This window comes from Pedobacter alluvionis (genome assembly GCF_003664035.1).
In the GTDB taxonomy this organism is placed as follows: domain Bacteria; phylum Bacteroidota; class Bacteroidia; order Sphingobacteriales; family Sphingobacteriaceae; genus Pedobacter; species Pedobacter alluvionis.
The window spans coordinates 458691-472043 of the sequence record NZ_RCCK01000014.1; the positions used below are offsets into that span (position 1 = coordinate 458691).

Consider the following 13353-nt stretch of genomic DNA (forward strand, 5'->3'; position numbering starts at 1 on the left):
GATAACCTGTCGATATTTTTAGCTCATAGCCGTCAGTCATACTGATCCGATAGCTATAGAGCCGCATGACGATCGCGTGAGTTAAACAGGCTAAAAATAGTCAGTACAAATAAATTAACAGAACTAAGATTAGAAGATTCCCTTAAGCAAACAAGATGAAGAAAAGCGACGTAGCAATTATTGGAATGTCATGCATTTTTCCGGGTGCGAAAGATATGCAGACCTTTTGGGAGAACATTATCAACCGGGTAGATTCTACACAAGCAGTTCCGTCCGACCGGATTGATCCTGTACATTTTGATAAAACGGTAAGCGGGGTAGATCGTTTTTATTGCAATCGGGGTGGTTTTATACCCGATCATCAGTTTGATCCGCAACGTTTCGGCATTTTACCGCTGGCTGTTGAAGGTACCGAACCTGATCATCTGATAACCTTAGATCTTGTTCATCAGGCATTGGAAGATGCAGCCGTATTTGAAAAAAAATATTCCCTTGATAAAACAGGGATCATTATTGGCAAAGGCAATTATGTAGGGCCCGGGGCAACCAGAGCCATCGAAATTGTAAGAACTGGCGAACAGATTTCGAGCGTTTTGAAAGATTTGATGCCACAACTTACGGAAGCCGAAATCGAAAAGGTGAAACACGAATTCCAATTGCGTAAAGGTCGCTTCAGTGCCGATACCGCAATGGGCCTGATTCCTAATTTAGTGGCCTCACTGGTAGCCAACCGCCTCAATTTAGGGGGACTGGCCTTTACTTTAGATGCTGCCTGTGCCAGTTCACTTATTGCAGTTGACCATGGCGTACAGGAGCTAAATAGTGGCCGTTGCGACATGATTGTTGCAGGAGGTGTGCACCTAGGTCAGAATGCAGCCTTTTGGAGCATATTTTCTCAACTGGGTGCTTTATCAAAACAAGAAAAAATTAAACCATTTGACCAAAGCGCCGATGGATTGATTATTGGCGAAGGTTGTGGTTTTGTCGTGCTTAAACGATTAGAAGATGCCATCAGGGATCAGGACAAAATCTATTCGGTAATTAAAGGCGTTGGCATCAGCAGCGATGGCAGCGGAACCAGTGTAATGAGTCCATCGGTTAAAGGCCAGTTGAAAGCCATCACAGAAGCGTGGAAAAACGCAGAACTGGAAAGTAAAAATATTGGCTATTTAGAAGCTCACGGTACAGGTACACCACTCGGCGATAAAACCGAGATAGAAAGCTTAAAACAGTTTTTCGGTCAGGATGCCGATCTGCCAAAGGCCGGTATCGGTTCTGTAAAATCAAATATCGGCCACGCCATGCCCGCAGCAGGTATTGCAGGCTTGATTAAATCGAGTTTAGCACTCTACCATGGCATTATCCCGCCTACTTTACATTGCGATGAGCCTGTAGCAAAGCTGGCCGAAACCCGTTTTTCTGCTGTGCAAAACGCTGCAGACTGGAATCAATCAGGCTTACCAAAACTGGCAGCCGTAAATGCATTCGGTTTTGGCGGAATCAATGCACATGTGGTTTTAAGTGCTTACGAAACCCCTAAAAAAGATGAGGTTTTGGTTATGGCAAGGCCTAGTCATGAGGCTTTGATCGAGTCATTAGAAGATGGAAATTACAGCAATGGGGATGGAAATTTCCGCCTGGTATTATTTAACCCTAGCCCTGAAAGAATCAAAAAAGCCTTAAAAATTGTAACTAAAAATTCTCCCTGGAGAAATAAACAGGATATCTGGTATACCAATTCACCGCTATTGGCGAATGATGGAAAAATAGCTTTTGTTTTCCCGGGTTTAGATGGACTTGCTGGCGGAGAAATTAAATCGGTAGCGGATTATTTCAAAATTAATATCGACGAAAACGAAAAACAGGAAGGTCTTTTAAGCGAGGCACTCAACATACTCAATAAAAGCAGCGTTTTAGATCAGGCTTTAAAGCAATTGGGTATTAAATCTGATATGAATGCAGGCCACAGCCTTGGTGAATGGCTTGCGGCAAGATCTTCAGAATTGGCAGAAGAAAGTTCGGTAATGAATTTGCTGAATGTGCTCAATCCAGAAACCTTTGAACTGAAAGATTCGCGTTTTATTGCTGTGGGCTGTGGTTTAGATACCCTTCAACCCATTATCGAAAGCATTCCTGACTTATACCTTTCTAACGATAACTGCCCGCAACAGGTCATCCTCTGTGGCAGTAAAATGGCGCTGGATGAACTGGTACCGATCTTAAAAACGAAACAGATTTTCCATCAGATTTTGCCATTCCAATCAGGTTTCCACTCGCCATTTGTAGCTGATAAATTGGGATTGATCCTCGAGGGTATGCAGGATATGCAGTTCCGAAAAACCACTACGCCGCTTTGGTCGGCTACTACTTTAGAAACTTACCCCGAAGGTTTTGAAGCCATCCGCCAGTTAAGCGCTGAACATTTAATTAAACCGGTACGTTTTCGTGAACTTACCGAAAAGTTATATGACGAAGGTGCACGTGTTTTTATCCAGGTGGGTTCAGGTGGTTTAGTCGGTTTTATCGACGATACTTTAAAGGGAAAAGAAATCAGCACCATCAGTGCCAATGTGCCGATCCGTTCGGGCATTACCCAGCTGCAAAGAGTTTTGGCTGCACTTTTTATTGAAGGAAAAGAAATCGGCCTGAGTTATTTGGGCAACATCAAATCTACTCCTCCACAAAAAAACAAAGGTATTAAACTTGATTTGGGTTCGCCGATTATCCATAACCTGCAAACACTTAAGGGTCTAACCATTAAACAAACTCAACCTGTACAACCCAAAACTTTTGTCGAAGCCAAACATCCGGTTTTACAGGCTTTTAATGAGAATGTATTGGAAATGATCAATATGCAAAGTGAAATGATTGATCTTTTCGAAAATGCAGCGTTACAAGTCGATCAACCGAGTAACTGGGCACCAGCCAAACCAATAAAGCCTGTAAGGCAGCCCTTTAGCCAAAAGCTTGATGTGAGCCTGGACAATTGTCCTTACCTCATCGACCATTCACTCCTGAGGCAACCAAAAGGATGGCCAACGGTTGAAGATATGGATCCGGTAATCCCAATGACCATGATTTTCGAAGTATTTGCTGAGATTGCCAATGCGCAATCGCCCGGAGAAAAGGTACAGAAAATCATGAATATGCGGGTTTTCCAATGGATGAATGTGGTTAAACCTTTTCAGGAAACCGTAACTGGCGAATGGAAAGACGAGCAAAGGGTTTACCTTAATCTGGAGCGTTTTGCCAATGCAGAAGTGCAGCTGGCTTCACAATTAAATCCTGCTCCGGATAGAACTTTCGATATTGGAAAATTATTGGAAATCGATCGTACTTCCGAACAGATTTACGATGCCCACATGTTCCACGGACCGGACTACCAGGGCATTAAAAAACTGATCGCCGTTGGAAAAAAAGGAATTACGGGTGTTATTGAGGCATCAGGCGGCAAAGGTTCCTTGCTTGATAATGCTGGTCAGCTATTTGGTTTATGGCTTCAGCTCACTTTAGAAAAAGACAGGATTGCTTTCCCGGTTAAAATCCAGGAGATAGAATTTTTCGGCGATATGGCCGACCAGAAAGGGCAATTCGAATGTACCTGCGTACTCACTGAAATTAACGATGAATTTGCCACTGCCGATCTCGTAATGAAACGAGATGGCATTACCTGGCTCATCATTACAGGCTGGCAAAACCGCAGGCTCGAAATAGACGAACCACTTTGGAACGTTTCGATGTCGCCGCTCCACAACCGTTTATCAGAAGAAGTGGCACCTGGCGTTTTTCTTTTTGGCAACGCTTACTCGCGTGTGGTATCGTGGGATTTTATCCTTAAAAGATATTTCAATCAGACAGAGAAGAAGCATCATCAAAACCTTTTACCCAATAAAAGAAGAACCTGGATGATCAGTCGCGTAGCGGCAAAAGATGCCGTTCGGAATTTATTAAATACACAAAAAAATCAGGCTTGCTACCCCATCACTTTCGAAATTTATTCTGATGAGCACCGCAAACCTTATGTTAAAGGTGGGTTAACAGAAAACATCAATATTTCCATTGCCCACAAAGGAACTGATGCTGTTGGCATAGCCCGTTTTAACGAAGCCGTTGGTATTGATATCGAACATATTGAAGAACGCAGCGCTGGCTTCTTCGACCTTGTGTTTAATGATCATGAAATGGCCTTGCTTGAAAGCCGCGACAAAATTGAATGGGCAACCCGCTTTTGGGTGGCTAAAGAAGCCTATGGAAAATACCTGGGAAAAGGTTTACAGGGCAATCCAAAAGCCTACACCGTTGAAGAAATTAACGGCGAAGAATTATGCATCAATAACATCAAAATCAAAACAATCAAACATAAAAACTATATCATCGGATGGACACTATAACGACAAAATTAAGCAGCGAAGAAATCTTCAGCCTCATGAAACAATTCATAACAGAAGTAATCGGCGAGGAATTTGTTGAAGAAATGGATATTACCCCTGAAAGTTCTTTCACCAAGGATCTGGAAATGGATAGCATCGAAATTGTATCTTTTTCCGAAAAAATCAAAGCGCATTTTGGCGATCAGATCGATTTTACAGGCTGGTTATCATCAATGGATCTGGATCAGTTGATCAACTTAAACTTAGGCATGATCATCTCTTACATCGAAGAATGCCAATCGTAACGGTAAACGGCAAATCGGTTCACGTTCAGGAGCTCAATAAAGAAGCTACTGAAAGCATCGTCCTGATTCACGGGATGTTTAGTAACCTGTCTGTCTATTATTTTAGTATTGCACCCCTACTCGCCACAAAATATCACGTGGTACTTTATGATCTGAAAAGCCATGGCATGAGCGAAAAGGCTTTAACAGGCTACGATCTGGAGAGCATGACCAACGACCTACTTGCATTGATGGAAGAATTAAAGCTGCAAAAAGTGCATTTGGGTGGTTATAGTTTCGGTGGATTGATTGCTTTAAAAATGGCTATCCGCTTCCCCGAACGAATTAACAAACTGGCCGTGATTGAAGCACCAGATCCTAATGACGATAAAACAAGGGGAATAATTGATGAGTATAGTCGTGAGTTTTTAGAACATTACGTCGAAAACTTTACCGATACCACTAAAGTAAAAATGGGTAAAAGGCAAATGGAGCGTAACCACCGCATGTACGAGTACCTCTTTTATCAAACTTCGATTAAAACCGACATGGAGCTGGAAAAAGATTTTTTTGACAGCCCGGAGATCGAAACTATAAAAAAGGCCACCCTGTTGCTTTATGGTACCGATTCTAATTGTCTCCATGCAGGCAAACAGTTAGATGGGGCGATTGAAAACGCATCTTTAATTGCCGTCCCAGGTGACCATAATATTCCGATCCAGCAACCATTGGTAATCGCCGAAGCATTGTTAAACTTTTTTCAGGAAACATAAAATTAAACACGTATGGCAAAATTCGTATTCGTTGTTCCGCCCCTAACCGGCCATATTAACCCTACACTAAGTATGGGTACTACCTTAATCGAAAGAGGTCACCGTGTAGGATGGATTACTTTAGATGAATCATTAGGCGATAAACTTCCTGGAGGTGGCGAACTCCTTGTGATCAGATACAATCAGAACGACCAACAGAAAAAAGATTCAGAAAAATACCTTGATATCATTACCAAAAAAATTGTTTACGGCATTGATAGCATCAAATTTTTGTACGAAGAAGTATTGATTCCGCTCAACAGGCATAGTTACGAAGGTATTGCCGGTTTACTTGATCAGTTTAAGCCAGATCTGGTGATTACTGATCATCAGATGTTTGCAGGAGCCATTGCAGCAACGAATAAAAACTATCCCTATGTAACCTCAGTTACTGCACCTGCGGCGATAAAAGTAATGGATGAATTGCCAAAAGTACACGAATGGGAAGTGAACCAGATTGTGGAACTGCAAAAAGAATTCGGCATTAGTACAACCGGCTCTATTGCCTGTTCTGATCTTGCCACCTTGGTATTTACTTCGCGGGATTTTTTCGGGGAGATGGATTTACCAGAACATTTTAAGTTTGTAGGCCCCGTTTTTAACCGTCGTAAAAATAAAATCCCTTTTACATGGGAAGCATTTCATACCAGCAAACCAAAAATACTGGTCAGTATTGGCACCACCTTCGATCATGAGCATAAGAAAAACTTCTTCGCCAAAGTAATCGATGCTTTTGCTGATGAAGACCTGCAGGTGGTTGTGGTTTCAGACCCTGCTCTATTTGAGGAATGGCCGGCTAATTTTACGGTACAGCGCCAGGTGCCACAATTGGAACTTTTGCCACACCTCGATGCCGTGGTTTGCCATGGAGGGCACAATACTGTTTGTGAAACCTTGATGAATGGCCTCCCTATGGTAGTTATTCCTATAGCCTACGATCAGAGCCATGTAGCCGGGCGTGTTTTTAGAGTTGGTGCAGGAGAACGTTTAAATTTTAACCGCTTTAAAGCCAGTCACCTTAAAGAAGCTGTAAACAAAGTGCTGCAGAACGACAGTTACAAAATAGCTGCAGAACAAATTAAACGGTCCTTTATTCAAGCTGGCGGAACAGAAAGCGCCGCCGATTTACTGGAGGCATTAAGCAACAAAACCTCAAACGTATTCATCAGTTAAATTATAATCTTATGTCAAAATTCCTTTTCGTTGTCCCGCCCTTTTTCGGCCATATTAGCCCAACATTAAGCATTGGTGCAAGTTTATTGGCCAGAGGCCATGAGGTAAAATGGCTGGGTATTACCCCGCTTGCAAAGGTGCATTTACCAGAAGGTGGTGAGTTTATTTACCCGGAAGAAGATTTAGCCGAATATGCTGATGAGATACAACGCATTCTAAAACGTCAGGATGATGGCCCGACCTGTTCTGGTCCGGAAGTGATGAAACTTGCGCTCGAAGAAACTTATGTTCCTTTTGCTAAAATGATGATGAAAGGGCTGAACAACCTTGTTGATGCCTGGAAACCCGATGTAATGATTAATGACTGCATTACTTTCGCTGGTGCACTAAGCGCACACTTAAAAGGCATCCCATCGGTTACCACTACACCGGTTCCACCAGATGTAATGGGCGATACGGCTAACAGTGCTCCTAAAATATTTGAATGGCAACAGAATCTGATTAAAGGTTTACAAAGGGAAGTAGGTATTTACAGCGACGATATCCATATCCATTCGCATAAATTGAATATGGTTTTCACTTCACAGGCTTTTGCAGGTTTCGAAGAGAAACCACCACACATGCATTTTGTTGGTCCGGTAAAAGGCCGGCCAAATCTGGCCCCTTTTGATTGGGAACGTCTGAGTAAGGCAACCACGCCTAAGGTTTTTGTTTCCCTGGGCACCTTATTGGTTGATATCCGTAAGGAATTTTTCCAAAAACTGATTAATGCCTTCGAAAATCAACCCGTAACTATTGTAGCGGCAACCAACCCTGACATCTTCGAAAAATGGCCTGATAACTTTATCGTAAACGGTTTTGTGCCGCAATCAGAACTAATGCCACAGATGGATGCGGTAATTTGTCACGGTGGTTTCAATACTGTAAATGATACTTTCACCAACGGTTTACCGATGTTAATCACACCAATTGCCTATGATCATTTTCATACGGCCAAACTAATTGAACAGGCAGGTTGTGGGGTTAGCATCCGTTACAAGCGACTACGCATCAGCGATTTAAGAAATACCGTTTTCGAACTTTTAGAAAACCCTAAATACCGTCAGGCCGCACAAAAAATAAAAGAAACATTTATCGAAGCCGGTGGTAACGATAAAGCGGTGCAATTGTTGGAAGATTTTGCTGAAGTTCATAGAGTTGTCGACTTTGATAGCCCCCTCGCCTAGAAGTTATGAGTGGTCAACTTTCATAATACGATCGCCCGAAAGTTGACAACTTTGGGAGTAAATCGCAAAGTGTCCGTCATTTCGATCCCTTGCTCGGTCGTCACCCTGAATTTATTTCAGGGGCTTAATAACAGGAAAGATGCTGAAACGAGTTCAGCATGACGAAACCTTTATAATACCAAAAAATGAAAAGAAAACTGCTATTCGGCGAAAGGATGTTATACGGAGATGGGAAAAGTCCGTTTAATCTTGTGCTACCTTTTAAAATCAAGGGCGAAATACAGGAAGATGACCTAAGGTTTGCCTTATTTAAAATTCAAAAAAAACACCCTTGGTTAACTGCCTCAATACATTTCGATGAAGATAAAAGGCCTTGGTTCGTAACCAATCTTACTGAAACTTTTAGAATCCCCGTCCGCATTGTAAACAGGTTAAATGATGAGCATTGGGAAGAAGAATCTACATACGAGTGGGAAACCGTTTTTGACGCTTCCATTGCACCACTTTGCCGCATCACATGGGTTAAAGGCAAATCCGTTTCTGAATTTTTGATGGTATATCACCATTGCCTTTGTGATGGTACTTCTGTACTTTCTATTTTAACAGAATTGCTTCAGCTTTTGGATGATCCGGATGCCAACATTGGGAAAGAGATTCCGATTATGGGAATGGAGGATGTAATCCCTAAAAAGATATTAAAAAGTTACCGGAATAGAACTAAAAACGGATTGATTGGTAAAATTGCTACGCTTGCACTTTGGGTGATTCCGATCAAAAAGGTAGCTGTAGAACGTAAAAAGGATTTTATGCTCCACTGGAAGTTCGATCAGGAATTCACCAAACAGATTATCCGGTTTTGCAAAGCCAATCAGTTTACGGTAAATACACTCTTAAGTGCCGCGGTTTTAACCGCATTTAGAGCGGTGAGAAAAGAAAAAGCATTTAACAAAATATCATTACCGGTAGACATCAGGAACTTTAACCCGATTATTAAAAAAGACCACATTTTTGCCTTTGGATTAATGATTGTACTTTCACTATTGCCTGAAAAAGACTTTTTAGACAACGTTAAAGTATTACAAAAGGACGTAAATGAGAAATCGGCTAAACTTAATCCTTACAGTTTGATGATGATGATGGAAGCGTGCCATCCAGCGCTTAAGAATTTCACTAATTTCTTAAAATATGGCAAATCGAGCAACGATTGCATGTTTTCTAACCTTGGTAAAATCGACATCCCGTACCAATATCAAAACTTTGAAGTAGAAACCATTTTCAGTCCCTCGGTAATGGGCCCATTGGGCAATACCACCACCATGCTCACCTCCACTTACCGCAACCAAATGGACTTTACCTTTGTGGCCAGTGAAGGTTATATTCCATTTGTAGAAGCAGAGGCCATCAAAGAAAAAGTAATCACTATCCTTAAAGAACAAGTTGCAAAACAAATTGAGATTTAACTGCTACCGCATGAAAAGAAGATTAATTTTAGGAGAAAGAATAATGCATGTAGATACCAAAACACCGCTAAATTGTGTTTTTGGCGCTAAAATATCAGGTAAAATCAATGAAGAAAACCTACATAAGGCATTGCACAAAATTCAGCTAAAACATCCCTTATTGCAGATGAATATTGACGCCACAGGCAAAGAACCTTACTTTGTATTAAACGAAAATATCAGCAAAATACCAGTTAGGATTACCAGTCGTCCAACAGATCAGAGCTGGCTAACTCAATCGAAAACAGAGTGGTACAAACTTTTTGATGCCCATAACGAACCATTGGCAAGAGTAGTGTGGCTAAAAGGCGAAACAGAATCTGAGATTTTACTTGTTCTTCCACATTGCATTTGTGACGGAACTACTATTTTAAATTTAATGCGGGAGCTCATGACTTTAATAGATAATCCTGAACAAGATCTGGCTCCATATCCTTCATTTCGTTCCGTTTATGACCTCCTGCCAGAAGATTTTAAGATCACTAAAGCAGCCCATTTTAAAGGAAAAGTCTTCGCAGCGCTTGGTCGTTTATTCTTCTTTTTTAAAGCTACTTCCAATAATAATGTAGACCAGAGCAATTACGTTGTTCACTGGAAAATTAGCACCGACGATACCAAACAACTATTGGTTAAGTGTAAAGAAGAAAATACTACTGTTCATGCCGCCATCTGTGTAGCCTTTATGGAGGCCTTTAAAAGTGTACGGGGTACCAAAGCACACGGCAAGGTCATTTGCCCTGTTGATATCAGGCGCTTTGTAGAGGCTATTAAACAAGATACCATGTTTGCTTTTGCACCCATTGCAGAGTTAAAGCTAGAAAAAAGTGAAAATGATTTCTGGACAAAAACCCGAAAATTAAAAAGCGATCTGGAAACAAAGGTAGCTGAAATGAAAGTTTACGATCTGTTAAACATGAGTGAATATTTCCATTCATCCGTAAATAAAATGATCGGATTTTTAAAAACAACCAAGGGTACACACGATGTTACACTGAGTAATATGGGAGTTTTAAACATCCCTAAAGATTATAAAAGTTTTGTATTAAAAACCATTTACAGTCCTACGGTTGCTTTCCCATGGAAAAATGCAAATACATTAGTTTGTAGCACTTTTAATGGGCAATTGGATTTCTCATTTATGTCGAACGAATCGTTCCTTCGCGAATTTGAAGCCTGGCAGATCAAAGACAGGGCAATGGAATTTATTAAAGAAAATTTAAAGGAGCTGGTCAATGTCTGATTACCTGGAGCATAATAAGCAGACAAAAGTATCGAATTGGAAGAAGTTTGTACGAAAAAACCTGCTGTTACACCTTATCCCTAACACCATATTAAATACTATTGTGCCTTACTTTGCTTTTAAAGCACAAAATTCGGTTCATTTATTTAGTGGTGAGCAAAATCTAGCCAGGTTTTTATTGCCCATGTCTCTACTACTCCCATTTATGATTACGCTCGACATTTTAAAGAAAATAAAACTGCTTCAAAACTCAGGTGCAATTAATTACAAGGTAGACGAGAAAATTTCGGGTTATCCTTTTATCTTGAAAAAAGCAGGCCTTAATGGTTTGTATAGCATCGCCATTGTATTTTCCATAATGCTTATACTGCACTTCTCTTTCCCTAAAAATCACGATTTCGGAATCACCACATCTGCAGTATGTGCGGGATTATTGGCGGGATTATATTCCATTACCTTTTTTTATCTCGCAATTAGGCGGTTTAAAAATGATGCGGTAACATATTTTCCTTTTGAAAGCACTTGTCATTCTGAACGCAGTGAAGGCTCCACTCAATCATAGGCCTTTCTCATACATCCTTGCTGCAAGCGACGAAGATTAAAAGTTTTAACACCAGCATTACGCTCCAAAAGCAATGACTGTAAAACTATTCCAACCAAACCATTTGCGTAAAAGCACCATTGGTAGCAACGTCCCAGGCCTCTACCCTTACCCACTTACGGCCTTTTAAATTAATTGCCCAACTGTAATCTTTTGTCCCAAAAGCCTGGGTAGTGTTTAAATTAATACGGTTACGATAGACCTTTAACCCGTCACCCGATACAATTTCAACAAAACTTAAGGGGAATGTCCAGTTGAGTTGCATATTTATTTTTGCTTTACCACTATGATCAATCTTTAATGTTTCTCCTGCTCCTTTTCCATTAATGTTAAACTTTGGAATCAATACCTCTCCCGTAGAAACAAAAAATTTGCCTTCCCGCATTACGTCCAGAACAGGCTTCCATCCTTCTGCATAGTTTGGCAACTTATCCATCTGTAAATAATTCACGTTTAAGTGTGCGTACATTTCATTTTGCTCGGTAATAGTAAAGATGTCAGCTTCAGAAATGATATGTTTTTTCAGCCCCCAATTCGCCATATCGTCCATTAAGTTCAATACTCTTTTACTTAAGGTTGGTAAGGAAAGATCTCCCGGAATCGCCTTCCAGGCTGCCCCCATAAAGGTTTCCGATTTAAAAAAATCTTCCTCCTTATATTTATCCGGATAACCGGTTGAAGCCTTAGTCCGGGCATGGGCTGTCCACGCCAGGCCTTGCTCCTGTTCCAGTAATTTCAGCATTTCAGCCTTATTGCTAACTCGGTAAACTTTCCCATACTTTGGATCATTGGTTTCGAAAGGCAGATCGCTTTTTCGCGACATAATCCAATAAATTGGTTTAGGAAAAAATGCCAGCCAATGTCCACCATAAAAATTATTGGCTTCTTCTCCCGGTAACAGTAAAAAATTAGCATCAGATAACCTTTTGGTTTGTTTAAACAAGGCATCTAATTCTTTTAAACGGATCGAATCTGGTCCTTTTGGATGTCCCGGTCCATGAAATTCGGCAAGCTTAACAATATTTAAACCTGCTTTTTTTAATACGTCAACAAATTCCGGTTTTTCTGGGATGGTTTTTCCGCTTAGCACTACATCCGAAATAAACTCGTTGTGAAAATGGCTAGCCATTGTTTTAAAGCCAGCCAAGGGCACATAAGTATCGTGATTTGTAAACTTTTTAACTGCTGTCAAAACTGTTTCTGCTTTCCCTGTGCTTAACAAACAGAAGAAATTAAGGCGTTGCCGGGTATTGGGAGGTGCATTAAACCATGGTACATAACGTTTATCTCCTAAAGGATCCTGACGGATGCCAATACCAAAATCGGGAATCAGGTTTAAGTAATTGCTCCCTTTCCAGGTAAATTTGAGGTTAAAAGCTTCATCCAGTGGATAAAAATATTGATGTGGGGCAGGAAAAACAGCCAAACTTCCACCTTTATTTTCGCCGATAACAGTACGGTATTTTACTTCCAAATTTTTAGCTGGATCCGCTTTGGCTGATTTCTCCCGCTGAAGATTTCCCTTTACATCAGACCAGGCTACATTAGACCAGGTCTCTTTTTTACTTATCAATCCGGCATCGTACAAAATAGCTGTTGAATCTTTTGGAGTAGATACTACAGCTGCTACATTAAATAATGGGCTTCCATTATACAACGTTATTTCTAAAGCACCACTAAATGTTTCACATTGCACTCCATTTATTCTCACTACAGTTTGGGCACCTTTCGTAAAAACACTGGTAGCTCCCTTAGCAAACTTTACAACATTTGTGGTGTATGGCCTGGTTGGAACACGATCGAAAAAAACATCCCAGCCGCCACTGTTTGGGCTTAAGGTACGTTTACCTATTCTCAGCACAAATGCAGGATCGAGATGAGCAGCTACTTCTTTTAAAGCGCCTGGTTTCCCCATCTGCAAACTGTTGAACAGTGGTTTGCCTTTTTCCAGATCAAGAACCATTTTCCCAATAGCACTATTGCCAACCGGCCAGCTTACCACCAGTCCTTTTTGCCTTAGAGAAACAATTGCTCCATTAGGTTTAAAACCATTTAAATTAACCTGAGCAGATGCATTTAGAAAGAACACACAAATAATAATAAAAAATGGAAGTAACTTTTTCATCAAGGACATTAGTTTTTTTGGTT

General features: G+C 40.8%; 9 protein-coding genes. 8 read left to right on the plus strand and 1 reads right to left on the minus strand.

Translation table 11 applies throughout. The features are described 5' to 3' along the window. Nucleotides 1–155 precede the first annotated feature (155 nt). The 8 genes from BCL90_RS21290 (at nucleotide 156) to BCL90_RS21325 (ending at nucleotide 11166) form a co-directional block, all read left to right on the plus strand. A complete protein-coding gene (locus tag BCL90_RS21290; protein ID WP_121286999.1) occupies nucleotides 156–4391 on the plus strand; it encodes a type I polyketide synthase in 4236 nt (1411 codons plus the stop codon). A 35-nt stretch (nucleotides 4392–4426) separates the two neighbouring features. Next, on the plus strand, nucleotides 4427–4675 hold the full coding sequence (locus BCL90_RS21295; protein ID WP_223833381.1) for a phosphopantetheine-binding protein: 249 nt from the start codon (nucleotides 4427–4429) through the stop codon (nucleotides 4673–4675). Further along, complete coding sequence (locus BCL90_RS21300) at nucleotides 4663–5427, plus strand: alpha/beta fold hydrolase (RefSeq protein WP_121287002.1); 765 nt, start codon at nucleotides 4663–4665, stop codon at nucleotides 5425–5427. Before BCL90_RS21295 ends, BCL90_RS21300 begins: the two co-directional genes overlap by 13 nt. Before the next feature lie 12 nt (nucleotides 5428–5439). After that, nucleotides 5440–6639: a glycosyltransferase gene (locus BCL90_RS21305; protein ID WP_121287004.1), complete on the plus strand. Its 1200-nt coding sequence runs from the start codon at nucleotides 5440–5442 to the stop codon at nucleotides 6637–6639. Between the two features lie 11 nt (nucleotides 6640–6650). Beyond that, nucleotides 6651–7865 carry a glycosyltransferase gene (locus BCL90_RS21310; RefSeq protein ID WP_121287006.1) on the plus strand — a complete coding sequence of 405 codons (1215 nt, stop codon included), beginning with the start codon at nucleotides 6651–6653 and terminating at the stop codon, nucleotides 7863–7865. A gap of 185 nt (nucleotides 7866–8050) precedes the next feature. After that, entirely contained in the window at nucleotides 8051–9325 is a 1275-nt protein-coding gene (locus tag BCL90_RS21315) for a condensation domain-containing protein (RefSeq protein WP_121287008.1), read from the plus strand. A gap of 10 nt (nucleotides 9326–9335) precedes the next feature. Continuing rightward, nucleotides 9336–10604, plus strand: a complete 1269-nt coding sequence (locus BCL90_RS21320; RefSeq protein WP_121287010.1) for a condensation domain-containing protein — start codon at nucleotides 9336–9338, stop codon at nucleotides 10602–10604. Continuing rightward, on the plus strand, nucleotides 10597–11166 hold the full coding sequence (locus BCL90_RS21325) for a hypothetical protein (protein WP_121287012.1): 570 nt from the start codon (nucleotides 10597–10599) through the stop codon (nucleotides 11164–11166). The genes BCL90_RS21320 and BCL90_RS21325 overlap by 8 nt, the downstream gene beginning before the upstream one ends. A gap of 85 nt (nucleotides 11167–11251) precedes the next feature. On the opposite strand, the gene BCL90_RS21330 is transcribed toward BCL90_RS21325, so the two are convergent. Continuing rightward, on the minus strand, nucleotides 11252–13330 hold the full coding sequence (locus BCL90_RS21330; protein ID WP_121287014.1) for a CehA/McbA family metallohydrolase domain-containing protein: 2079 nt from the start codon (nucleotides 13328–13330) through the stop codon (nucleotides 11252–11254). Nucleotides 13331–13353 lie beyond the last annotated feature (23 nt).

What these genes read in the sequence shown, in the direction of transcription:
- BCL90_RS21290 (WP_121286999.1), top strand. Translation starts at nt 156, where the DNA reads ATGAAGAAAAGCGACGTAGCAATTATTGGAATGTCATGCATTTTTCCG.
- BCL90_RS21295 (WP_223833381.1), top strand. Translation starts at nt 4,427, where the DNA reads ATGAAACAATTCATAACAGAAGTAATCGGCGAGGAATTTGTTGAAGAA.
- BCL90_RS21300 (WP_121287002.1), top strand. Translation starts at nt 4,663, where the DNA reads ATGCCAATCGTAACGGTAAACGGCAAATCGGTTCACGTTCAGGAGCTC.
- BCL90_RS21305 (WP_121287004.1), top strand. Translation starts at nt 5,440, where the DNA reads ATGGCAAAATTCGTATTCGTTGTTCCGCCCCTAACCGGCCATATTAAC.
- BCL90_RS21310 (WP_121287006.1), top strand. Translation starts at nt 6,651, where the DNA reads ATGTCAAAATTCCTTTTCGTTGTCCCGCCCTTTTTCGGCCATATTAGC.
- BCL90_RS21315 (WP_121287008.1), top strand. Translation starts at nt 8,051, where the DNA reads ATGAAAAGAAAACTGCTATTCGGCGAAAGGATGTTATACGGAGATGGG.
- BCL90_RS21320 (WP_121287010.1), top strand. Translation starts at nt 9,336, where the DNA reads ATGAAAAGAAGATTAATTTTAGGAGAAAGAATAATGCATGTAGATACC.
- BCL90_RS21325 (WP_121287012.1), top strand. Translation starts at nt 10,597, where the DNA reads ATGTCTGATTACCTGGAGCATAATAAGCAGACAAAAGTATCGAATTGG.
- BCL90_RS21330 (WP_121287014.1), bottom strand. Translation starts at nt 13,330, where the DNA reads ATGAAAAAGTTACTTCCATTTTTTATTATTATTTGTGTGTTCTTTCTA.